The organism is Spirosoma lituiforme, from assembly GCF_054776635.1.
On the sequence record NZ_BAAHBO010000006.1, the window covers coordinates 179,878 to 204,031 of the forward strand.

General features: G+C 53.2%; 19 protein-coding genes. 14 read left to right on the forward strand and 5 right to left on the reverse strand.

Annotated elements, in window-relative coordinates; genetic code table 11:
• Window positions 1–175 precede the first annotated feature (175 nt).
• The gene (locus tag ACYU87_RS19990; protein WP_461135867.1) at window positions 176–3,778 is read right to left on the reverse strand and encodes a ThuA domain-containing protein; all 3,603 of its coding nucleotides are present in this window, start codon (window positions 3,776–3,778) and stop codon (window positions 176–178) included.
• A gap of 224 nt (window positions 3,779–4,002) precedes the next feature.
• Between ACYU87_RS19990 and ACYU87_RS19995 the strand changes: the two genes are divergently transcribed.
• Window positions 4,003–5,430: a glycoside hydrolase family 125 protein gene (locus ACYU87_RS19995; protein WP_461135868.1), complete on the forward strand. Its 1,428-nt coding sequence runs from the start codon at window positions 4,003–4,005 to the stop codon at window positions 5,428–5,430.
• A gap of 125 nt (window positions 5,431–5,555) precedes the next feature.
• Here the strand turns inward: ACYU87_RS19995 and ACYU87_RS20000 are convergent, their stop codons facing one another.
• On the reverse strand, window positions 5,556–6,581 hold the full coding sequence (locus tag ACYU87_RS20000; protein WP_461135869.1) for an AraC family transcriptional regulator: 1,026 nt from the start codon (window positions 6,579–6,581) through the stop codon (window positions 5,556–5,558).
• A 317-nt stretch (window positions 6,582–6,898) separates the two neighbouring features.
• Between ACYU87_RS20000 and ACYU87_RS20005 the strand changes: the two genes are divergently transcribed.
• From ACYU87_RS20005 to ACYU87_RS20030, 6 genes are all read left to right on the forward strand, one after another.
• Window positions 6,899–7,309 (forward strand): cupin domain-containing protein, encoded by a 411-nt coding sequence (locus tag ACYU87_RS20005; RefSeq protein ID WP_461135870.1) that lies wholly within the window; start codon window positions 6,899–6,901, stop codon window positions 7,307–7,309.
• A 204-nt stretch (window positions 7,310–7,513) separates the two neighbouring features.
• The gene (locus ACYU87_RS20010) at window positions 7,514–7,837 is read left to right on the forward strand and encodes a cyclophilin-like fold protein (RefSeq protein ID WP_461135871.1); all 324 of its coding nucleotides are present in this window, start codon (window positions 7,514–7,516) and stop codon (window positions 7,835–7,837) included.
• 42 nt (window positions 7,838–7,879) lie between these two features.
• Window positions 7,880–8,530 carry a (2Fe-2S)-binding protein gene (locus tag ACYU87_RS20015; protein ID WP_461135872.1) on the forward strand — a complete coding sequence of 217 codons (651 nt, stop codon included), beginning with the start codon at window positions 7,880–7,882 and terminating at the stop codon, window positions 8,528–8,530.
• On the forward strand, window positions 8,527–9,576 hold the full coding sequence (locus ACYU87_RS20020) for an FAD binding domain-containing protein (RefSeq protein ID WP_461135873.1): 1,050 nt from the start codon (window positions 8,527–8,529) through the stop codon (window positions 9,574–9,576). Before ACYU87_RS20015 ends, ACYU87_RS20020 begins: the two co-directional genes overlap by 4 nt.
• 2 nt (window positions 9,577–9,578) lie before the next feature.
• Window positions 9,579–11,816: a xanthine dehydrogenase family protein molybdopterin-binding subunit gene (locus tag ACYU87_RS20025; RefSeq protein WP_461135874.1), complete on the forward strand. Its 2,238-nt coding sequence runs from the start codon at window positions 9,579–9,581 to the stop codon at window positions 11,814–11,816.
• Between the two features lie 199 nt (window positions 11,817–12,015).
• Window positions 12,016–12,591: a sugar O-acetyltransferase gene (locus ACYU87_RS20030; protein ID WP_461135875.1), complete on the forward strand. Its 576-nt coding sequence runs from the start codon at window positions 12,016–12,018 to the stop codon at window positions 12,589–12,591.
• Window positions 12,592–12,754: 163 nt separating this feature from the next.
• Here ACYU87_RS20030 and treF read toward each other — a convergent pair whose 3' ends face one another.
• On the reverse strand, window positions 12,755–14,365 hold the full coding sequence (gene treF / locus ACYU87_RS20035; protein WP_461135876.1) for an alpha,alpha-trehalase TreF: 1,611 nt from the start codon (window positions 14,363–14,365) through the stop codon (window positions 12,755–12,757).
• A gap of 344 nt (window positions 14,366–14,709) precedes the next feature.
• Between treF and ACYU87_RS20040 the strand changes: the two genes are divergently transcribed.
• The 3 genes from ACYU87_RS20040 (at window position 14,710) to ACYU87_RS20050 (ending at window position 17,734) form a co-directional block, all read left to right on the forward strand.
• Window positions 14,710–15,237 carry an ABC transporter permease gene (locus ACYU87_RS20040; RefSeq protein ID WP_461135877.1) on the forward strand — a complete coding sequence of 176 codons (528 nt, stop codon included), beginning with the start codon at window positions 14,710–14,712 and terminating at the stop codon, window positions 15,235–15,237.
• A 228-nt stretch (window positions 15,238–15,465) separates the two neighbouring features.
• Entirely contained in the window at window positions 15,466–16,929 is a 1,464-nt protein-coding gene (locus ACYU87_RS20045; RefSeq protein WP_461135878.1) for a Gfo/Idh/MocA family protein, read from the forward strand.
• A gap of 100 nt (window positions 16,930–17,029) precedes the next feature.
• Window positions 17,030–17,734: a hypothetical protein gene (locus ACYU87_RS20050; protein ID WP_461135879.1), complete on the forward strand. Its 705-nt coding sequence runs from the start codon at window positions 17,030–17,032 to the stop codon at window positions 17,732–17,734.
• Window positions 17,735–17,739: 5 nt separating this feature from the next.
• Here the strand turns inward: ACYU87_RS20050 and ACYU87_RS20055 are convergent, their stop codons facing one another.
• Window positions 17,740–18,273: an RNA polymerase sigma factor gene (locus ACYU87_RS20055; protein ID WP_461135880.1), complete on the reverse strand. Its 534-nt coding sequence runs from the start codon at window positions 18,271–18,273 to the stop codon at window positions 17,740–17,742.
• A 207-nt stretch (window positions 18,274–18,480) separates the two neighbouring features.
• Between ACYU87_RS20055 and ACYU87_RS20060 the strand changes: the two genes are divergently transcribed.
• From ACYU87_RS20060 to ACYU87_RS20070, 3 genes are all read left to right on the forward strand, one after another.
• Window positions 18,481–18,786: a (2Fe-2S) ferredoxin domain-containing protein gene (locus ACYU87_RS20060; RefSeq protein WP_461135881.1), complete on the forward strand. Its 306-nt coding sequence runs from the start codon at window positions 18,481–18,483 to the stop codon at window positions 18,784–18,786.
• A 79-nt stretch (window positions 18,787–18,865) separates the two neighbouring features.
• The gene (locus ACYU87_RS20065) at window positions 18,866–19,555 is read left to right on the forward strand and encodes a YjjG family noncanonical pyrimidine nucleotidase (RefSeq protein WP_461135882.1); all 690 of its coding nucleotides are present in this window, start codon (window positions 18,866–18,868) and stop codon (window positions 19,553–19,555) included.
• Window positions 19,556–19,565: 10 nt separating this feature from the next.
• Window positions 19,566–20,378, forward strand: coding sequence for a 3-hydroxyacyl-CoA dehydrogenase (locus tag ACYU87_RS20070; RefSeq protein WP_461135883.1), 813 nt, complete (start codon window positions 19,566–19,568; stop codon window positions 20,376–20,378).
• A 272-nt stretch (window positions 20,379–20,650) separates the two neighbouring features.
• Here ACYU87_RS20070 and ACYU87_RS20075 read toward each other — a convergent pair whose 3' ends face one another.
• Window positions 20,651–20,908 (reverse strand): carboxypeptidase-like regulatory domain-containing protein, encoded by a 258-nt coding sequence (locus ACYU87_RS20075; RefSeq protein WP_461135884.1) that lies wholly within the window; start codon window positions 20,906–20,908, stop codon window positions 20,651–20,653.
• Window positions 20,909–21,245: 337 nt separating this feature from the next.
• Here ACYU87_RS20075 and ACYU87_RS20080 point away from each other — a divergent pair, with 337 nt between their 5' ends.
• Window positions 21,246–24,080 (forward strand): M14 family metallopeptidase, encoded by a 2,835-nt coding sequence (locus tag ACYU87_RS20080; RefSeq protein WP_461135885.1) that lies wholly within the window; start codon window positions 21,246–21,248, stop codon window positions 24,078–24,080.
• Window positions 24,081–24,154: the final 74 nt, after the last annotated feature.

Genomic DNA, 24,154 nt, shown 5'->3' on the forward strand with positions numbered 1-24,154 from the left:
AGCTGTTTAAACGTCTGTGTGATAAATATTTTTGTCATCTCCCCTGCGTCAGGATGACAAAAAAAACACTGATCAACACTTGATTTTAGAAAGTTCAAACAGATTCCACATCAGTAACTGTAAGCTGGCCGTACTATTCGGAACGTAAGCCCCGAGCGGTACGGCCAGCTTGCCTTTATTGATTGAACTGGATACTGTTCAATTGAATAATGCTGTCGTTGGGTTTATCGCGTTTCACTACGATGACATACACGTCGTGTTTACCCGTGAACGGCTTGTCGAGGGTACCCGTTACCTGGTTATTTTTTTTCCAGTCGCCGGTTGCTTTGTAAGGAGCGCGACTTACCACCGGCCCCGCGTAGGAATCCAGCCGCACTTCGATTTCACCTTCTTTGTTGAGCGACGAATAATCGTAGGTCAGCGACTTGATGGTTGTCATGTCAATGCCTTTCAGCAATACATACGCCTTGTGCCCTCCCGCATTCAGGCGACTGCCAAATCGGGGAAAACCCACGTACGCATCGGCATTCAGCGTCTTTACTTTGGCATTGCGTAGGGTAACAACCTCCGTGCTGGTAAGCGGCCCGACGGCTTTGGTGCCATTATCTGTATAGGTTGCCAGCAGACTGTACTGCCCACGGGCCTCTTCGGGCTTATGTTCATTGAGGGCGAGACTTCCCTGCACGGGTACGGCTTTCTGTTTGCGGGCGTCGGTCAGCGAGAAAATGTATTTAACCATTTCTTGGGCGTCCTGCACCGGAATCTGCGGGTGTGCACTCATCAGGTGGTCTTTGCTCCAGTTGCCGCCACCGCCTTCAATGATCTTCCGGGCCAGCCGCTCCACACTACCAACGTCTCCTTTATAACGTCCGGCAACGGCCAGGAAGGTCGGCCCGACGGATGGTTTATCGATGGTATGGCAGGCCTTGCAGTCACTACCGGCGATCAGGGTTTTCCCCAGCGATCCGGCACCCACCTGGGCAACCTCCTGATGTCCCTGTTGCGGAGCAGCCATTGGTCCACCGTTCGGCTGAGCGCTGTATTCATAATATACCTTGATGCGTCTGGGATCAATTTTCTTGTCCTCTTTATCGGTCACCTTCACCGCGTAGGTAAACGGTTTATTCTCCCAGTAGAATGATTTATTGTCGGGGGTTACGATGGCCAGTTCGGGTTTGGCATTACCGACTTTTACCGTGACGGTGTCCAGGCCTACCAGCCCCATCCGGTCCGTTACCTTTAAGATGGCGTTGTACACACCGGGTTGCGTGTAGGTATGGGTCGCCATTGGTTTGGTTGACCCAACCGTTTTCCCATCGAACAACCATTGGTAGGTGACCTGATCATCATCGTCCAGATCGGTACCCCGTCCGCTAAATTTAACCCGCAGCGGTGCCTGCCCTACGGCTTCGTTCAACTCAGGTGCGCGCGGGTCGGAAGTCAGGTACGAGCGGGCATCGCGCTGCGCCACGGCTACTGAATCGACCACGCCCGCTTTGGCAATAGGCGCCCGGTTACCGGTATTGTACTCAATTTTCACCAGACGGGCATCGTCGTTATCGGCCCCGTAAACGGATCCATATTCGAGCATATACATAACGCCATCCTTACCGAAACCCAGGTCGATCGGGCGCCGGAAATCACCTCCACCGGCCATAAACGGCTCACTGCGAATGAAGTTGTCGTCTTTATCAATCCGAACGGCCATGACCCAGTTTCGCATCCAGTCGAACACAAACAGGGCACCGTCATAGTAATCCGGAAATTTGCTCTTCGACGATGAGTTTTTGTCGTAGGTGTAGAACTCGCCAGCCATCGCGCTACGTCCCCCCAGACCCAGCTCCGGAAACTCTTTCGAGGCTGCGTACGGGTACCAGATCATGGCCGGATTGGTTGGCGGCAGGTTCTTCAGGCCATTGCTTTTGGGCGAGTTGTTCACGGGTGCTTTCGGGTCAAATTTCGGACCCGCTACATTGGTGGAAAAATCCAGATCACCATAGGGCTGACTGTTGCCAATAAATAACGGCCAACCGAAATTACCCGCTTTCTTGGCCTGATTGAACTCATCGTATCCTCGTGGCCCCAGTGTGCTGCTGTCTTTTCCGGCATCGGGGCCAATTTCGCCCCAGTACAGTACCGACGATTTCGGATTGAGGGCAATGCGGTAAGGGTTCCGAAGTCCCATCGTATAAATTTCGGGGCGGGTCTGGGCCATTCCTTTCGGGAACAGATTTCCCTCCGGAATGGTGTAAGTGCCGTCGGGCTGGGGCCGAATCCGCAGAATTTTACCCCGCAAATCGTTGGTATTGGCCGCCGTACCCCGTGCATCGGCGGCCGGGTGGTCGGGTCGGGTATCAATAGGCGCATAGCCGTTAGACGGAAACGGGTTTGTATGATCGCCCGTAGAAAGGTACAAATTCCCTTCCTTATCGAACGCCAGCGAGCCCCCGTGGTGCGAGCCCGGTTCAAAGAGACTGGGAACGGTCAGTAATACTTTTTCGGAGGCCAGATCAAGGGTATTATCGTCATTGACAACAAAACGGGACAGATTGTAGAACGGATCTTTCTCGACATCGGGCGAATAATAGATATACAGAAAATGGTTCGTCACGAAGTTCGGGTCGAGGGTAACGCCCTGTACGCCATGCCCCTGTTTGGTGGGTACAGCAAACTTGTGCATCAGCTTCTGCTGATTCGTTTTCGTATTGTAAACCGATAAATTGCCACTCCGCTCGGTGAAGAAAACCCGGCCATCGGTCGCCACGGCGAGTTCCATCGGCTCGTTCAGATCGTTGACCAAAACCGTTTTCACAAACCGGTTTTCTTCCGGCATCGTCACCGCGTACGCCTTTTTGTAATCGAGGGGTTGGTTGCTGCCCATAACCCAGGTGAGCGCCCCCAGCAAATGGTCCACAAATAAAGGCTCACTGAAGCTGGCATCTTCGTGGCCGCCACCCGTATAATACGCCCGCCCACCATCGAACTCATGGTACCAGGCGATGGGGTGATTACTTCCGTTGATGCCGCCCTCATACGTATTTTCATCCAGATTGGCCACCACCGTCAGATCGGTGTATAGCGACCTGTAATTGTACCATTCGTCCGTACGCTCCCAATGATCAGGCAGATGCGCCGTAGAGGGATGGTTTTTATCGGTTACGTCGACGGTCGCTTTGCGTACATTGGATTGGCTCGGGTGACTGGCAAAATACCCACCGACCAGTTTGTTGTACCAGGGCCAGTCATACTCGGTATCAGCCGCGGCATGAATACCCATGTAGCCGCCCCCGGCCTGGATGTATCGCTCAAAAGCCGCCTGTTGCTTCTGATTCAAGATGTTACCGGTTGTACTCAGGAACACAACCGCCTGATAATGCCGTAAGCTATCGTCATTGAAGTAGTCGGCGTTTTTCGTGGTGTCTACCCCGAACGCGTGCTCCCGGCCAAGTTTCTGCAGAGCCGCGATGCCAAACGGAATAGACGTGTGTTTCCAGCCCTTGGTTTTCGAGAAAACAAGAATACGCTTTGGTCCGGCCTGGAGGGACCCGGTCTGGAGAGACCCGGCCTGGAGAGACCCAGTCTGGAGAGGTGCGGCCTGTGTAGCCCTGTCATTTGTTGACTCATCAGCCGATGTTGCCTGAAAAACGGTTGTCGGTGTTGTTGTAAGGTTTGTTTGTGTGCTGGCTTTCGGCGTATTCAGGCAGGCGTACAGCCCAACCGAAGCCCCGGCTGCCCCCAATAAGCGAAGTGTATGCGTGATCGATGTTGACCAGATCATAAAAGAAAAATTGAGCGTTAGGCTACACCATAAGGTGTGATCGGTCATAAACTACCTACGATTTGCTTGTATTCAGGTCTTTAGACAACGATAAACAGGTACACAAACGATCGGACAAAGACGGCTTACCTACCTAATGTACGTTATTGACACCAGAGGCACACAGAACCCGGATTTTTTGAATTTTCTTTGTGTTTTTCGGGCCTTTCAATAACCTATTATTCATGAATCGTCGTCAGTTTATCCAACAGTCAGCCGGGGCAAGTGCAGGGCTGCTGGCTGGTCAATCGTTATGGGCCGCCCCGGTCATGGCCTTCCCCGTTGTTCGGACGGTAGCGGCTAAACGCAATTTTACCAGCTCGGCCGTCGAGCAGACCATCGAGCGGATGCACAAGACAATCAAAGACCCGGAGTTGGCCTGGCTTTTTGAGAATTGCTTTCCCAATACGCTCGACACAACCGTTCAGGTTGGCACCACCAACGGGCAACCCGACACGTTTGTCATCACGGGCGATATTGATGCCATGTGGCTGCGCGACAGTACGGCACAAGTCTGGCCCTATCTGCCCCTCACCAAACAGGATCAGCCGCTACGCCAACTCATTGCGGGGGTTATTCGACGCCAGAGTCTGTGCATCCGGCGCGACCCGTATGCCAACGCTTTCTACGCCGATGCGACCAAAGAAGGTGAATGGAAGAAGGACGTCACCGATATGAAGCCCGGCCTCCATGAACGAAAATGGGAACTCGACTCGCTTTGCTACGCCATACGGCTGGGATACCACTACTGGAAAACGACGGGCGATACCAGCCCATTCGACGCCGATTGGCTACAGGCCATGCAGCTGGTGCTGAAAACCTGCCGCGAGCAGCAGCGTAAAACCAACCGCGGTCCTTATCATTTTAGTCGCAATACGGCCTGGTCGACGGATACGGTACCGGGTGATGGCTACGGCAACCCCACTCGCCCCGTTGGGCTGATCAACAGTACGTTCCGTCCTTCCGACGATGCTACGATTTTTCCGTTCTACGTACCTTCCAACTGGTTTGCGGTCGTATCGCTCCGGCAACTGGCAACGATGGTCGAACAGCTTCGCCCGACTCCGGCGCTCTCTACCGACTGCCGGGCACTGGCCGATGAAGTCGAACGGGCGCTGAAACAGTATGCCGTCTACACGCATCCCAAATATGGTAAGATGTATGCGCTGGAGGTTGACGGCTATGGCAATCACCTCCTCCAGGACGATGCCAATGTACCCAATCTGCTGGGGCTCCCCTACCTGGGGGCAATGCCGGCCAGCGACCCCGTGTATCGGAATACCCGCCGGTTTGTTCTCAGCCCGGATAACCCCTATTTCTTCAAAGGCAAAGCCGCGGAGGGCGTCGGCAGTCCGCATACGCTGGTGAACAACATCTGGACAATGAGTTTAACGATGCGTGCGCTTACCTCCACCGACGATCAGGAGATTCTGTCGCAGTTGCGTTTGCTCAAGACGACCCATGCCGGAACGGGCTTTATGCACGAATCATTCAATCAGGATGATCCTGCCAAATTCACCCGGAAATGGTTTGCCTGGGCTAATACGCTTTTTGGTGAGCTCGTGCTGAAAGTAGCCAACGAGCGCCCGCATTTATTGAGTAAGCCGCTGTAAGTCTATTCTTGCGGGAGGTATGATGTGAGATCAGTAGGTAGACTAATTTTTGTACCGGCAGTGGCCGCCTAGTCTGAACAAGGATCAGGTCAGACCGAATCTGGAACCTGTATCAGCCCACAGCTTTACTCGTGGGCTGATACAGCCTGGCTAGCTGTTGGCCGGGCCACTCCCTCGTAGTCCGGGGAGATGGGGGAGCGCCGGAATTCATTAGGCGTTACCCCGGCGTATTTTTTAAAGAACTGACTAAAATTAGGTTGATCAGCGAAGCCAATGATCTGGCTGATTTCCTGCAATGTCCAGTCGGTCTGAACCAGCAACGCTTTACTCTCCTCCAACAATCGATTTTTGATTAAGGTACTGATGGGCTGACCGGTATGCCTTTTTACCAACCCATTCAGGTAACTGGGGTTGAGGTTTAATGTCTGTGCGTATTCTTTGGCCGTACGCATCCGTATCGGGTTATCGAGATTAGCCAGATTCGTTTCTTTTTCCAGCAATTTGAAGAAGTCATACACATGCCGATAATCGGTGCTAATCTCGCTGGCGGGCTCGTAATCGGCACCTTTTAAACTCTCGACCAGAATAAGCTGGACGTAGGCCTGCATGGCTTCTTCGGCCAGTTCCCCACCCGAAGCCGCTTCTGCTTTCATCTGGGTAAGCAGGCTATGAATCATCTGCGCCGAGAGTTGGAGTATCTTCTTCTCAGTAAAGAATTTGTATCGGTCAATAATCAGTTTCAGCGAGGGGTGCTGATCCAGATACCGCTTTTTAAACATGCAAAAAATGCCCCCGCCCACCGTTGGTGTGGCATTACGCCAGCACACGATTTCGTTCGGATGGAGAAACAGAATAGTCCGCTCGTTGATGCAATAATTGTGGTTGCCCATTGTTTTAAGCCCGGTCCCACTGGTCATGAACATGATCTTGTAAAAGTCCCGGCGGTTCGGCGACAGGTAATTATCGCAACCACTCTTTTCCCGATCAACAATCTTAATATTCCAGTCTTCGTAGTAGATCCTGCTCACCGGCGTTGTACCGGGTGGTAATGACGACGGGCTGTCATAGACCATCGTAATGGGCTGTGCGTTGCCAGTTCGCCGTGATTGGGTCACTGCATCTCCGGCAACCCGGTGCGGTTGTGTTTTCATACATTCAGCATCTTCTTACAGGCACAAAGGTAATTGACGTCTTTAACAATTACCGCTTACAATTTCGATAACATTCTGTTAATCAGAACGAAAAAATAAATCTAAAGCGTTGGCATCGTACTAACACGACAGTGGGTTATTAATTCATAAAATGCGTTATTCATAAAAAGAGCTGTGGTTTTACTATAGATAAAGGAATTTCATGTGGGTAGCTTTGTCGGAAAACGCAACGTATGAAAGCGCAAACTGGAACGTTAATCAACGTACTTGCCTACAGTCTTTTAAGTACAATTAGTTTATTACTCACAAATCCCGTTATGGCTCAACAATCAAAAATAGATGGCTCGTCGAAAGCAACCCGCGGACCTGCCTCCAGCTTTAGTGGAACGGTCTGGGTTACCACGTTAGTAGGCCCTAATCCGGAAACGGATTGCCTCGTAAGCAGTGTCGCCTTCGACCCGGCAGCGAGAACGTTTTGGCACCAGCATCCCAATGGTCAACTACTGGTGGTTACACAGGGAACCGGTTATTATCAGGAGAAGGGTAAACCCGCTCGTATCATTCGGGAGGGAGAATCGGTTACTATTGCCCCTAATGTCGTGCACTGGCATGGCGCAGGGCCTAATGGCCAGTTCGTCCATACGGCCATCAATCCAAATGTGAGTAAAGGGGGAGCTGTTACCTGGCTGGAGGCCGTTACGGATGAAGAATACCCGGCATCCCATTGAGGCAAACGTAACCGCATAACCAGGTAGCGTAGCGATGAAAAGCTCATTTCGCGTCTTTTTTCCAATGGCCCTCTTTTCATCGGCCTCATGGCTTGCACCCCGGATACGAACATGGTTCCTGATCAGACTGACCCGGAACATAACGGCCGTGACTCAAACAGTACCACGAGCAACTGACTGCGAATCAGGATCAGTTCGCGCTCATTGACGGCAACGCTGCTGGATAACGTGACGGTAACGACAGTCAAAGCCAGACTCCCGATGACCGGTTCGATGAGCGAATTAAACGGTAATGAGAAGCTATACCGGTTCGCTGACAACCTGCCGACCCATGCATCGCCCCCCCGAACGATCCATACGGGCGACCTGATGCTCGACGGTTCCAATTCGCTGGTCCTTTTCTACGAAACGTTTCCGACATCCTACAGTTATACTAGTCTTGGACGTATCGATAATCCGTCAGGACTGGCGGCTACTCTTAGCTCGGGAGAGGTAACGGTTACCTTCGAGGTAGACAAAACGAAGTGACCAGGCTATTGACATTTTCTCAACGCTACTAAACTTGATTTTATGATTGAGGATGAAAACACAGGGGGCGAGTTGACCAACCCAAGCCCCTCCCGGCGGAATTTCCTAAAACAGTCTTCTGCACTGGCGGCTTTAGCCATGACCCCGCCAGCCGCCGTAACCGCCATCGATAAGGGCCTGGATGAAAAAGTAGCCGCTGCTTTTGAGCAACTGCCGCTTCAGATCAACATCAACGGAACGATGCGCAAACTGTCCATTGAGCCGCGCGTCACCTTACTCGATCTGCTGCGTGACCAGTTGGGCCTGACGGGTACGAAGAAAGGCTGTGACCACGGCCAGTGCGGAGCCTGCACGGTACACGTTGACGGTATACGGGTCAACGCCTGCCTAACGCTGGCTATGACAACCGAAGGGTGCCAGGTAACGACCATCGAAGGATTGGCCGGTGGCGATAATAGTCGGACCAGTCGACTGCACCCTATGCAGGAGGCCTTTATCAAACACGACGGTTTCCAGTGCGGATACTGCACCCCCGGACAGATCATGTCGGCGGTGGCCTGCATTCGGGAAGGACATGCCGAAAACCCCGACCAGATTCGGGAGTACATGAGTGGCAACATCTGCCGTTGTGGAGCGTACGCCAATATCGTTAATGCCATTACTGACGTAAAAAAATCCGGAGCCAGGGTATGAATCTATTCCAATACACGCGGGTAACGACCCCCAAAGCGGCTATATCGGCGCTTACGCAGGAAAGCGGCACTTATTTTCTGGCGGGCGGCACCAACCTTATCGACCTGATGAAACGTGAGGTCGTCGTTCCGGAACGCCTGATCGACATCACTAAATTACCCCTGGCGACGATCGAAAAAACGGCGACGGGCCTGCGGATCGGGGCGATGGCGAAGAACTCAGCCGTTGCGGATCATGAGCTGGTAAAGAAACACTTTCCGCTGTTATCGCAGGCGCTGAACGCGGGAGCCTCAGCTCAACTTCGGAACATGGCTACGGTGGGTGGGAATATGATGCAGCGCACCCGCTGCGCGTATTTCTACGACAATTCGATGCCCTGCAATAAGCGTAGTCCTGTGCAGGCGGGCCCCGACAAGGGGCAACCCAACGGGCCTTCGGGCTGCGGTGCCCTTGGTGGGATCAATCGGATGCACGCCATATTCGGTACCGAAACGTCGGGGGAGCGGTCTACAGATCGCTCCCCCAAGTGCATTGCCGTCCATCCCAGTGATATGTGTATCGCACTCGTTGCGCTGGATGCGACGGTGAATGTGTCGGGGCCGAAGGGCGACCGCAAAATCCCGTTCAGCGAGTTTCACCGGCTCCCCGGCGATGCACCCCAGAAAGACAACACATTGCTGCCCGGTGAGCTGATTATGTCCGTCGATATACCAACCAATAAATTCGCTGATCATTCACACTACCTGAAAATACGCGACCGGGCTTCGTACGCCTTCGCGCTGGTATCGGTGGGTGTAGGTGTGCAGCTGAAAGGCGATACCATTCAGGACATCCGGCTGGCAATGGGCGGGGTGGCTCACAAACCCTGGCGACTGACCGAAGCCGAGCAATTTCTGACCGGAAAACCCGCTACCGAAGCCAACTTCAGGCAGGCCGCCACACTGGCTATGAACGGGGCCAAAGGCTACGGCGAGAATGACTTTAAACTGACGCTGGCTCCCAACTCCATCATCGACGCGCTGAAAACCGCCACAAAAACTGCCTGATCATGACAAAAGACACCAAAAACCCGCCGATCGACCGGATCGACGGACGATTGAAAGTGACCGGCGGGGCCAATTACTTCGCTGATTTTGAGTTGCCTAACATGGCCTACTGCGTGCTGGTCGGCAGCGAGATTGCCCGGGGAAGCATCACGGCTATTGACACCAAGAAGGCCCAGGGGTCACCCGGTGTACTCGGCGTGTTCACGCACCAGAATATGCCCCCCATTCCGGGCTGGGATGCTCCCGTGGGTGGCGAAGCTGACGGACCAGCCCCCAAACCCAAAACGGAAGAAACGTACCGCATACTGAGCAGCCCAAAAATTTTGTTTGACGGGCAACCCATTGCGATGGTCGTGGCCGACAGTTTTGAGCGGGCTACCTACGCGGCTTCACTCGTGAAAGCAACCTACGCCAAACAATCGGCCCGCACCGATCTGGCGAAACACGTTGCCGAGGGCATTGCCCCGAAAGGGTCTGATGGCGGCAATTACCTACGGGGTAAAGCCGATGCCTATCAGTCGGCCCCCGTCACGCTGGAGGCCAATTACACCATTCCCATCGAGGTGCACAACCCAATGGAACTGCACGGTATTCTGGCGCACTGGACTGGTCCGGATAACTTGATGATCTACGCCAAAACGCAGGGGGTGAATGCCACCCAGCAGGCGATGGCGCAGGCCTTCAAGCTCGACCCGAAGAATATTCGTGTGCACACCGAATTTATGGGGGGGGGCTTTGGTATGGGATTGCGTACCTGGCCGCAGGAAACGGCGGTGGTAGCCATTGCCAAGAAAATCGGTCGTCCCCTGAAACTGGTCATAAACCGGAGTCAGATGTTTACGCTGGTAGGTCACCGGCCTACTACGGTGCAGACCATCAACATGGGAGCTGACCAGGACGGCAAGCTGATTGGTCTGGCCCACGCGGCTACCGCCGAAACGGCCCGTTACGAAGATTTCACGGAAGCCACGGTCAACATGACCAAGTTCATGTACGCCTGTCCGAACGTAAGCACCCGTTACCGCATTGTGCGGCTCGACCGGAGTGTGCCCATCTGGATGCGCGGACCGGGCGAAGCAACGGGTGCGTTTGCCCTTGAATCGGCGATGGACGAAATGGCTCATAAGCTGAACCTCGACCCGATTGAGTTTCGGCTGCGCAACTACACCGAAACCGATCCGGAACATAACCGACCGTATTCGAGCAAGCACCTGAAAGAAGCTTACCAGCGCGGAGCCGAGGCCATTGGTTGGAGCAATCGGAAGAATGAGCCGGGTAGTCAGCGCGACGGCAATTGGCTGGTTGGCTACGGCATGAGTACGGGCGTGTTCAGCGCCTTCCGGTGGGAGGCTACTGCCCGGGCGCTGCTGAAAGCCGACGGCTCTTTGACCATTCAGAGCGCCGTAACCGACATTGGACCGGGTACCGGAACGGCCCTCACGATGATTGCGCACAATGTGCTGGGCGTTCCTGTAAACCAGATCAACGTCGAATACGGCGATACGTCCTTGCCCAAAGCACCTACCCAGGGTGGTTCGGCCATCGTCTCGGCGGTTGGGTCTGCGGTGTTCGATGTTTGCACAACCATCAAAAAGTCGCTGATCGACTTAGCGATCAAAGACGGCGGCCCATTGGCTGGTCGGCAGGCCGATGAACTGACATTGGCCGATGGTGTGCTTTCTGTCGAGAAGGAACCCGGCAAAAAAGTAGCCGTAAGCGACCTGATGCGAACCAATAACCTGACGGTGCTGGATAAAACGCAGGATTCGAAAGGCGGACCGAACCAGGAGAAGTACTCGATGTACTCGTTCTCTGTACATTTTGTGCAGGTACGGGTTAACCCCATGACGGGCGTGGTGCGCGTGAGCAAAGCCGTTAGCGTAGCCGATTCCGGTCGGATTGTCAGCCCCAAAACGGCCGCCAGCCAGATGATCGGCGGGGTAGCGGGCGGCATTGGGATGGCCCTAACAGAAGAAGCCCTTATTGATCACCGGTTTGGGCGGTTTGTGAATAACAACCTGGCCGACTACCACGTAGCGGTTCACGCCGATGTACCCGCCATCGAAACGATCATGATCGACAAGCCCGACCCAATCATTAACCCGATGGGGGCAAAAGGGATGGGAGAAATTGCCCTGATCGGTTTTGCCGGAGCGGTTGCCAACGCGGTTTTCAACGCCACCGGGCAGCGCGTTCGTGACTTACCCATTACCCCTGATAAGCTGCTGCGGGCTGTTTAAAAACACGTTGATGTGATTATAATGGGGGCCTGTTTAAACTTACTGAAAATAGTTTCCTGGCGCGTCATGCCGAATTGTTTCGGTATCTTCGATTCACTTATGAGTCAAGTTGGAGATACCGAAACAAGTTCGGCATGATACGATACCTAGTAAATCCTCTCAGATAGAAACCTCAACCAGTCAAGATTAAGCAACCAGTATGTCCATTGAACAAACTCGTGCCGATATTTTTCAACGGATGCAGGCAGGTGAGCCACTCCGCAAGGATGATCCGGAGTATGCCCGCTTCGGGGAAGTCGTTTCGCGCACTATCCGGTTGTGCGTCGAGATGAACGCAACGGCAACCGACATCGACCAGGTACGTACTCGGTTAAGTGAGATCATTGGTATGGAGGTGGACCCGTCAACGACGGTGTTCCCGCCGTTTCACAGCAACTTTGGCCGGTCGATTCGGCTGGGTAAAAACGTGTTTATCAACCACACCTGCTCCTTTCTGGACATTGGCGGCATCACGATTGAAGATGACGTTCAGATTGGCCCAAGAGTCAACCTGACGTCCGAAAACCATCCGTTAGACCCCGCTAACCGCAAAACAGTTCTTCTTCAACCGATTCTGATCAGGCGGAATGCCTGGATCGGGGCAGGAGCAACCATTTTGCCGGGCGTTACGGTCGGAGAGAATTCGATTGTGGCAGCGGGTGCCGTGGTGAGTCGGGATGTACCCCCTAATACAGTCGTGGCGGGTATTCCGGCCAAGGTTGTTAAAGCGCTTTGAACGGTTGTTTACATATTATTCTGCCAATCTTTTATTATCCCGAGGAACGAGAAATCTTCGCTCGCAAACCGAAAATTTTGTCTAACGAAGAGCCCTCGTTCCTCGGGATAACAAAAACCAGTTGGTTAGGTATGGCGCACATAAAGTTAAACCCTGCGTTGAATCAGCGCTCGGTGAGTAACCTGAGTAGCACCCCGTTTGTCCAGCCGAAACCGTCCTGATTGGGGTACTCGCCCCCTTTGGCTGCCGCCGTACTGACCACGTCGTATTTTTCGACCATTTTGCCACTGGCTTTGTATACCCGCAGGTTCTCGTTCACCCAATTCGTTTTCACCTTGTTGGCCAGCGGTATCTGGTTGTAATTACGCAGGCCCTGAATGGCTAACCACTGCAATGGAGCCCAGCCGTTTGGCGCGTCCCATTGCTCACCTGTCCGTACCAGTGTGGTGGTCAGGCCACCGGGCTTTAGAAACGACTCCTCCAGCTTACGAGCCACCGCCATCGCCTGACTCGCCGTAGCAATCCGGACAAAAAGCGGATAGACAGCGGCCATCGAATAGACAGAAGACGGTTTTTTAGCGACAAAATCATAGTCGAAAAAGAACGCACGCTTGGCGTTCCAGCAGTAGCGCAAAACGGCTTCACGTCGTTGCTGAGCCAGTTTTGCGTACTTCTTCGACTGTGCCTGGTCCCCTTTCAATCGGTAGCCATCGGCCAGCGTCTGTTCCAGATTGACAAGCAGCGCATTCAGATCGACCGGAATAAAGTCCGTGGTATGAATGGTTTTTAGATTCTTCCCATCCCGAAACCAGCGGCTGCTGAAATCCCAACCCGACTCGGCCCCGGCGCGAATGTGCTGATAAAGCAACTGAGGGTCTTTGGCGCGTCGGGCCAGCAGTACATCTTCCCGATACGACTCCGGACGCGGAGTTTGCTTATCGTCGTAATAGCGATTCAGATACACGTTTTCAGCCAGACGGACCACCCGACGGTGAGTTGGCTGCTGGGCCGTCAGCTGGTCTTTTCCATCCATCCAGAAATCATATTCCTGCTGCAACTGAGGCAAATACGTCAGAAGCACACGACGGCCCTGCACTTCCGTCAGCAGGTTGACCATAAGCGAAAAAAACGGCGGCTGCGACCGGCCCAGGAAGTAAGTCCGGTTACCATTGGGAATAAAGCCAAACGTTCGGATCAGGTAGGCGAAATTATCGACCATGTTCCGAATCAGGGGCGTCTTCCCCGATGCTCTCAGGCCCTGCATCGTAAAGTAACTATCCCAGTAGTAGATTTCGCCGAAACGGCCGCCCGGCACAACATAGGGGTTGGGCAACGGAATCAATGATCCCGTCGGGGCATCGGTTTTGGCATGAGTCGCAGCGGGTCGGGTCAGTACGGGCCATAAGTCAACCAGGTGTTGCTGAGCCGATTGGCCGGCTTGACTGATGTACCCCGAAGCCGGCTTGACGGGCGGTGTAAAATGCTGCATGACAAAAGCACTAAGGTTAAAATCGCTCCGTTGCCGGGCGGTTTCGTAGTTGGCCAGAATGGTGGCAACCGGGAATTTGGGCGTACAATCGGCAAACGTTTTAGAGTCCGGGAAGACCGATTTTAACTGAACAGCTTCGAATAACTTCCCGAACTGTTCGTCGGGGCCGGGGAGCGTTTTACTGATCGGGGCAGCTTTCGGGAGTGTCGGTTGGGCCCAGCCCGGTGTCAGGCTCAGCAGAAAAATGGCGAGTGTCAGCCGCTTCGCGATGGATTGCTTCATCATGTCGTTCGTTAGACCTGATAACCCCCAGGTCTGGTATAAGTATAGTAACGAAACACATAAAATAAGATTTGTATGGTGGTATTACCTAATTTTTTCTGTTCCCGCGAAGACGTTACCAGAAGGGCGATTCGTTTGAATTACGCAAATCACCTGTTTCCCGTATACCAATCGGTATGCTTTATTCTGACTTATCAGGCCGAAATTACAGCTTCGAACTACCCAGACAAGGACAGCAGATAAAGCGCCGATTCAGCCCACTAACATGAGCAATTCGTGCAGGAGGCCGATCGGTAGAAATACACCTGATTTGTATTTTTACAACTTAACGATACCCATCAGTTACCATGAACCGTTTATTTGTCTGCTTTTTCTTCTTAACGTCCCTCTATGCTCCCCTTTTCGGTCAGCAGGCCCGTGATGTTGAACCCGGCAAACCCGCGCAGTTTAACGGCATCGATTATGGCGTCGAGATCACGAACGAACGTCGCGTCGACATTAGTGGTGAGCCATTCATGCGCTATGAGCTGACGGTATACGCAACGAACAGGAGTAACTGCATGAAGATATTACTGCCGAAACAGGCACTGCTGGGGCAGGATGACCAGAACGAACTGGCCAATTTCGATTGTCTGAACGCTACCGGAAAGCGCTTGACCTCCAAGAATGGTAAGGTGATGGCCCGCCCTTTTGTGGTGCCGTACCGCCAGCGCGTTAAAAACGCGGAAGGAAAAGAAATTGTAACAACAACCAATATTCAGGCGGGTCATATGCTGCGCAATGGCGAAACGGTCAATAATTCATTTGTCGTGATTGTTCCCAACGGCGAGCGCCCGATCATGAAGGTTCGAATCGTGGAAATTCCTGACTTGTAACTATTGACTAATGTGAGGTTCGATTTAGAAATCGGACCTGGAAAGTGTCTCAAAACCTCGTTTTGTCTGGTTTTGAGACACCTCACCTGTCGGCTACTTATAACCGACAGCACGCACAAAAATTAATCGTTTCTCCTATACCTGCCCCCTTCTCAGAAAATACACATTGCCGGGTAAAACCCGCGTCGGGAACGCTTTGGTTAGCATACTCGCAAATACGCAACTCCTATGCAATCCAATAGACGAACCTTTATAAAAAGCTTGTCGGCCGCTTCGGCAGTAATCGCCACGGAAGGTATTGCCAAGCCATTTGGTGCCCCCGCTTACATCCCGAATCTGATGAAGGGTAGCCCGAACGATAAAATCCGCATTGCCACCATTGGCATGGGCATTCAGGGCAATTACGATACCCAGGCAGCGTTGCGGAACCCTGATGTAGAACTGGTTGGTGTTGCCGACTTGTACGACGGTCGACTCGAACACGCCAAAACAGCGTACGGAAAAGACAAAAGCCTGTTTGCTACCCGCGACTACCGCGAAGTACTGGCTCGTCCCGATGTTGACGCCGTGCTTGTTGTGACGCCGGACCACTGGCACGATCACATCACCATTGCCGCCCTTAACGCTGGTAAGCACGTGTACTGCGAGAAACCGATGGTGCAGCACCTGAACGAAGGCAAAGCCGTTATCAACGCCTGGAAAAAGTCGGGGAAGACCATGCAGGTGGGCAGCCAGCGGATCAGCAGTGCGTCGTTTAAGGAAGCCAAGCGGCTGGTCGAAGCGGGCGACATCGGTCAGATCAACTACATCGAATCCAACAACGACCGATTCAACGCCATCGGGGCGTGGCAATATTCCATTCCGCCCGATGCCTCGACCCAGACCCTCGACTGGGATCGGTTTCTGGGTGATGCGCCCAAACGGCCATTCGATGAAAAACGGTTTTTCCGGTGGAGAAACTACAAAGATTACGGCACGGGCGTAGCGGGCGATCTGTTCATTCACCTGATTACGGGCGTCCATTTTGTCACAAACACGATGGGACCAACGCGCATCTATTCGTCGGGCAATCTGGCGTACTGGAAAGATGGCCGCGACGTACCCGACATTATGGCCTGCATTATGGATTACCCGAAAACCGAACAGCACGAAGCGTTCCAGATGGTACTGCGGGTTAATTTTGCCAATGCCGGCAAGATCAACGATGTAACCCGGATCATTGGCAACGAAGGGCAAATCGAGTTCTCGGAAAATAACCTGATCATGACGAAGAAGAAGCTCCCTGTGGCGCCGGGGTATGGCGGGTACGATAGCTTCTTTACGTTCACAGAACCGGTTCAGCAGGAGTTTGTCAAAAAATATGACGCGGCCTACCCGCCTGACACCCGACAGTCGGAACCGGTGAAGGAGGTTAAATTTGAAGCGCCCAAGAACGACGATGCCCATGCCAAACACTTCGGCGACTTTTTCGATAACATCCGTAAAGGCAGTCAGGGAACCGTCGAGGATCCGGTCTTCGGTTTCCGGGCAGCGGCCCCGGTGCTGGCCTGCAACGAGAGCTACTTTGAGCAAAAGGTAGTGCACTGGGATCCCATCACCATGACACAGCAAAACCCGACAACGAAGCCAGGGGGAACACCATCGAAAAAGAAGACGATGGCGTCGGCCAAGACCGCATCCAAGAAATCATAATACGACAGGGTTAACATGCCATCGAAATTGCCTGCCCAAAACGGGCAATTTCGATGGTTTTTTGTACCTTAACCAGTCCAATAACGCTACCGCCACGCCCGTGAAAACCCCGCCTGCAAAACCAGTTCCCTCCCGGCAAACCGGCTCGAAGAGCTTATTCTGGCGGGCGGCACTGGTGGCACTCGTACTCTGGATCACGATTGACGTCTTTGTACCACGACAGCACAGCATCCGGCAATTCGACGCGAACGAAGTGGCCCGGCTGGAAACCGCTATGTGGCAGTCCTATTACGATAAAAATCCGGCGCTGTTGTTCTGGCAGTTAGCGGGTGGGCTACGGCAACAGTTTCATGCCCCCTTCTGGCGATCATTCGGCCTGGCCTTTTTAGCAACTAAAGCCGCTTTTGTTTTCAAGAAGGGCCATTCACGTGCCGATTACCAACAGGCAATGCCCGGCCTGATTACGTATTACGAAGCCATTCAGAAACTGACCGTGGAGCGTTTCGATGTGCAGAGGGTTGCTTCGCTGGAACTGGACTGGTGGATTATTCATCGCCAGCGGGACCGGTATTCTTACGCTGACCTTGCCAAAGCACTGGCAAAAACATCGGCAGCTTTGTACAGTCAGCCCGTTTCCTCTTTCTCCAGCTACGCCACCCTCCGGGCGAATGCCATGCGCCTGTGCGATGAAACCGGCCACAAACCCAACGCCACGACGGAGGCTAGCTGGCAGACAATCGAACAGGAATTAGACCGGGCCTGGCATGTGTTACACACGGTTGTCCGTCCGGCCAACAGAGGGTAATCGCCTTACACTTGTGGCTGCAACCGCAGTTGCTGCACGGCCAGCCGCAGTTGCTGCCGGGCAGCTTCCTCGGGAATTCCGATCGTGCGGGCAGCTTCTTCGGGCGTGCATTTTTTAAAGAGGACCGAGTCGAGCAGCTCGTTTAATTGAGAATCAGTCGAGTTTGTCTTGAAACTACTTGACGCTATGGGCCTGGTAGCCGAGATCGTCACCTTCCCCGTAGCGGTTAACTGAACGGCTGTGTGGGAGACTTTACTGCGCGCCTGTAGCGCATCCGTTACAGTTTGGCGGGCAATCGTTAACAACCAGGCAAATACCGGTTGCTTTTCAGGACGAAACTTGTCTAGCTCCGCATGAACCACAGCAAACGTCTTTTCCAACAACCCTACCGCTTCGTCTTTATCGGAGACCGCCTTCGTAATAAAGCCGAACAGGGCGGGCGCATACCGATCGTACAGGGTGCGAAAATCGAGTTTATTTATTGGATTATACCCACCGAACAAGTCGAGTTCCGGGGGTATAGTTGCTGCACGACTCATAACAGGTATAGACTAACTTGCTGGAAAATCAGTGGGGGTAGACAGACCGCAGACATTGCTGGCTCTACGTACAGACAACCCGATACGTACGTTTAGGTTTATAAATTTTTTATTCGGTAGGTACGTTAATAGGTACCGAATCCGGTACGCAAAAAAATGGCCGTTGCCAGGGTTCTTGTTACCTTTGAGTACTGATCTAAATTTTATATGAAATACCAAAAGCACGTTTTTATTTGCAGCAACCAGAAGGCAGCCCCCAAGAAGTCTTGTGGCGAAGCCCATGGCAATGAACTGGTCGATGCGTTTAAGGCCGCCCTCGCCGAACGCGGCCTTTTGAAGGAAATGCGCGCCCAGCGTACCGGCTGTCTCGATGCCTGTGGCTTCGGACCCGCTCTGGTGGTTTATCCGGAAGGGACGTACTACGGCAATGTTCAACTATCCGATGTTGCCGAGATCGTAGATAGCCACTTGGTCAATAACCAGCCTGTAGAACGACTTGTGCTCAATGTCTAGTGCTTTCGGCAAGTGGTTTACAAGACTCGCTGGCCAACGTAAAGCGAACCTGTAAGCTACTTGTCGCAAACCCATGCTCATGTACAAACACCTTTTTTTCGACCTTGACCATACACTTTGGGACTTTGACCGCAATTCGTCCGAGTGCATTACCGAGTTGTTCGAAACGCATCGGCTGGCTGATCTGGGCATCCCGTCGGCCGCCGAATTCAGCCGCCATTTCATTCGTATAAATAAGCAGCTCTGGGCCGATTACGACAAAAATCTGATTGAACACAGCTACATCCGGCAGCACCGCTTCCCGATGGTTTTTCGGGAGCTGGGCATCGACGAATCAACCGTTCGTACTGATTTGAATGCGGAGTATCTCCAGATGCTACCCCGGAAACCCCACCTGCTGGACTCGGCGAAAGAGTTACTGGATCACCTCCACGGACGGTATACGATGCACATCATCACCAATGGATTCGCCGAGATTCAGGCCGTTAAGATGAATAGCTCTGCCATTGCGCACTACTTTACTCACGTGATTACGAGCGAGAACGCCAACGCCAAAAAGCCGGATCCGCTCGTTTTTCAATACGCCATGGCAATAAGCGGCACCACGGCAGCAGAGAGTCTAATGATCGGCGATAATTACGAAGCCGACATTATGGGCGCAAAAGGCGTTGGTCTGGACACGGTTTTCTACAACCCCGACAACCAACCCGCCAGCGACCCGCCAACGTACAACATCCGCCACCTGCAGGAATTAATGGCTATCTTATAATGGACACGCGATGCAACTAACCAACGCAACGGCTATTGTTACCGGAGGAGCTTCGGGGCTTGGCGAGGCAACAACGCGCCTGCTGGCAGCCAACGGCGCTAACGTGGTTATTCTGGACCTGAACGACGCACAGGGTAACGCATTGGCGGAGGAACTGGGCACCCGTGTCCGATTCCATAAAACCAACGTGACCGATGAAGCCGATGTGCAGGCTGCCATTACTCTAGCTATTGAAACGTTCGGGGGGTTACACATTGCGGTCAACTGCGCGGGGATCGCCGAAGCCCGAAAAACGCTTGGCAAGGTCGATGGCGTCTACGGAGCCCACTCATTAGCGGTCTTTCAGAAAGTGATTTCCATCAACCTGATCGGTACGTTCAACGTCATTCGGCTGGCGGCTCTGGCCATGGAACGAAATGATCCCAGCCGTACCGACGGACCGCGTACCGACGGATTACATGGCGATGGCGAACGGGGCGTTATTATCAATACGGCTTCGGTAGCAGCCTACGACGGGCAAATGGGGCAAGCGGCCTACGCGGCTTCCAAAGGGGGTATCGTCGGCATGACGCTTCCCATCGCCCGCGATCTGGCCCGCTCCGGCATCCGAGTCATGACCATTGCACCAGGTCTTTTCGAAACGCCCCTCCTCGCCAGCTTACCCGAAGAAGCCCGGCTCTCCTTAGGTCAGCAGGTACCCTTTCCATCCAGGCTCGGTCGGCCAGGCGAATATGCGCTGCTCGTAAAAAGCATCCTCGAAAACCCCATGCTGAACGGTGAAGTGATTCGGCTGGATGGCGCTATCCGGATGGGACCGAAGTAAGGAAATGGTAAAACCAATGACAAAATACAGGCCGCCGGGATAGTTCACGGCGGCCTTTGTGTAAAACAGGGTACTCCTGAGTGGTTAGAACGCTACGTTTATACGTCCAAAAACATACCGGCCATTATTCCCGCCCTAGTTTGGCTGATATAGGAAACGCCCCCGGTTTGAGTTGTCGCGGCCGGATGCGTAATCGACACTGCCCAACGCGTTACGGGGATCGATATGAATCTGATCGGGATACACATCGAAAACATTATTGGCACCAATGGTTAAACCAACGGCTTTGGTAGCAACGATACATCAACGACTTCAGTACCTGTGGCCGACACCGTAACGGGAACATTTTTCGTGTTAAATCCGACGAAACTGACCCGCAGGGTGTAGCTGCCCGGACTTACGTTGACGGTGTACACACCATTGGCATCGGCGGTCACCCCGGTTTTGGTATCGACAATGATAACCGTTGCCCCCGGACTAGCCGATTCGGTCGACATGTCTGTCATACCACCCTGACTACCCTGAGCCATACCAGCCGTCAGGGTGGTCAGCCAGATAGCTACGTACCCGATAGACTAATTTACTGTAAAGACGTTTCTCGTAGATGATTTTGCTAAACAAATCTTAATATATACTAAAATATACATATTAATGAAAATGTTATAATTAGTACTAAGCTTTTATCTTTTTTCAAAATATAATTTGTTAGTCGTTTGTAAGTCCCGAACTTTGTCGAGACATATGAATTACACAATGGCCACCTATCATCAACTGTAATACCCTTTGCCAGAAGCTGTTACTCATTGATTAACACCAGGCAGACTTACCTTTTTGCCTATCTTACAAACAACTTATTCCTCCTCAACAATGCGCTATTTCTCCAGTCTACTTATCAGTACACTGCTGCTTGGCCTTACCATAGTCCGCGCACAAACCATTCCGTCGCCCAAGGAGCATTTTGGCTTTGCCATCGGCGATGACTATCAACTGGCCACTTACACCCAAACGGAGGCTTATTTCAAGAAGATAGCGGCTGCCTCCGACCGGGCTAAACTGGTCGATATTGGCATGACCGAAGAAGGTCGGCACCAGTACATGCTGGTTGTGTCCTCACCGGCCAACCTCAAAAAACTGGATCGGTACAAAGAGATTTCCCAGAAGCTCGCCCGCGCCGAAAACCTTACCGACGAGCAGGCCCATACCCTGGCCGACGAAGGCAAAGCCATTGTCTGGATTGATGGAGGGTTACACGCCACCGAGACCGTTGGGACGCACCAGCTCATCGAAACCATCTATCAGCTGGTGAGCCGCAAAGACCCGGAAACGGTACGTATTCTGGATCAGGATGTCATTCTGCTCACCCACGCCAACCCCGACGGACAGGAACTGGTAACCAACTGGTACATGCGGGAAGCCAGTCCCGAAAAACGCTCGCTGGACAACGTACCGCGTTTGTATCAGAAGTACATCGGGCACGATAACAACCGGGATTTCTTCATGCTGAACATGAAGGAAACCCAGAACATCGCCCGTCAGCTGTTCGTCGAATGGATTCCGCAAATCATGTACAATCACCACCAGAGTGGCCCGGCGGGTTCAGTACTGGCGGGTCCACCTTATCGGGATCCGTTCAACTACGTGTTCGATCCAATGATGGTGACGGGCATCGATGCCTTGGGGGCAGCCATGATCAATCGGTTAAACAGCGAGAACAAACCCGGCTTCACCCGGTTGGGCGGATCGGTTTTCTCGACCTGGTACAACGGCGGCCTTCGGACCACCACGCACTTCCATAACATGATTGGTCTGCTGACCGAAATTATTGGCGGCCCCACGCCCGAAGACATTCCACTGGTTCCCAAACGCCTGATTCCGAACGGCAATACACCGTTTCCGGTTACGCCCCAAAAATGGCATTTCAAGCAGTCGATCGATTATTCGGTGTCGCTCAACTACGCGGTACTTGATTATGCCGCCCGCCAGCACGACCAGTTGCTCTACAACATCTACCGCATGGGTAAAAACTCCATTGAGCGGGGCAGTAACGATTACTGGGCCCTGTCGCCGAAGCGAATCGACGCCATTGATGACGCCTACAAAAATGACCCGAAGAAAGTGGTCTCTCCCACCTATGCGGCTCTGGCTCAGTACGGTTACATTCCAAAAGGCGGTGGTATGCCACTCAAATACTACGACACCATCATGAAAGCGCCCGTGTTGCGCGATCCGCGCGGGTTTATCATTCCCGCCAATCAGCCTGATTTTGCCACCGCCGTCAAGTTCATCAACGCGTTGATCCGAACGGGGATTCAGGTTCAGAAAGCCACTGCCGACTTTAGTGTAGCGGGTAAGAAATACCCGGCAGGCTCGTACGTGGTAAAAACCGATCAGGCGTTCCGTCCGCACCTGATCGATATGTTTGAGCCCCAGGATCACCCGAATGATTTCCAGTATCCGGGTGGCCCGCCCGTTCGTCCGTACGATGCTGCTGGCTGGACACTGGCCTATCTGATGAACGTTAAATTTGATCGGATTCTGGCTGGCTTCGATGGTCCTTTCCAGAAACTACCCTATGGCGAACTTCAGTCGCCCGAGGGGCATATTACGGGCAGCACAGGGGCGGGTTATGTGCTGAGCGCCAAAGCGAACAACTCCTTCATTGCGGTAAACGATCTGCTGGCGGCTGGTGTTGAGGTATATCGTCTGCCAAACGGGGTGGGCGGAAAATCGACGGTTGAGGCTGGTGCCTTCTTCGTTCCGGCATCAGCCAAGGCCAAATCGCTGCTCGATAAATCGGCGAAAGAACTGGGTATTGACGTAACCGGCCTGTCGAAGCGCCCGGGTACAACGTTATCGAAAGTAACCCCCATGCGCATCGCCTTGTGGGACACCTATGGCGGCTCGATGCCGTCGGGCTGGATTCGCTGGATGATGGAGCAGTACCATTTTCCGATCAAGGTCATTTACCCAACCGACATTGATGCCGGCAACCTTCGGGCGAACTACGACGTCATTGTTTTTGTAACCCGTGCCATTCCACCCGTTGGCAGCAAAGATGACGACATTTTCAGTCTGTTCGGCTCGGAGCCCAAAGCCGAAACTACCCCCGCTGAGTACCGCCCGTGGATGGGTAAAATCACCGCGACCAAATCAGTACCTCAGTTAAAGTCGTTTCTGGAGGCAGGCGGAACTGTCGTGACCATTGGCAGCAGTACCAACCTGGCCTATCACCTAGGTTTACCGGTTAAAAATGCGCTTACCGAGATGACGACCGCCGGTGTAGAAAGGCCGCTGCCCGGTGAGAAATATTACATTCCGGGAAGTGTACTGCGCATAAATCTGGATTCGACCCAACACGCGACCTGGGGTATGTCGAACAAGAGCGACGTGTATTTCGATGCCAGCCCGGTATTCAAAATAGCGCCCGATGCCATTGCCAAAGGACTGGTGAAACCACTGGCCTGGTTCAGCACCGGTAAACCCCTGCGCAGTGGCTGGGCGTGGGGACAGTCGTACCTGCAGGATGGGGTTGCGGCTTTCCTGGCCCCGTTTGGCACAGGAAAACTCTATGCGTTTGGCCCCGAAATCACGTTCCGGGCTCAATCGCACGGCACATTTAAACTGCTGTTCAATCAGTTGTATGGTACGGGTTCGGGTAATCCGCCGGACGCTGACGCTACTGCCGCGGCCGGTGATCGGTGACCGGTAAAGACAGGCTGTGGTGTCGCTAACTTAGTTGCTTTAATGCCCGAGGGGGACTTTGACTCTATCAGAGC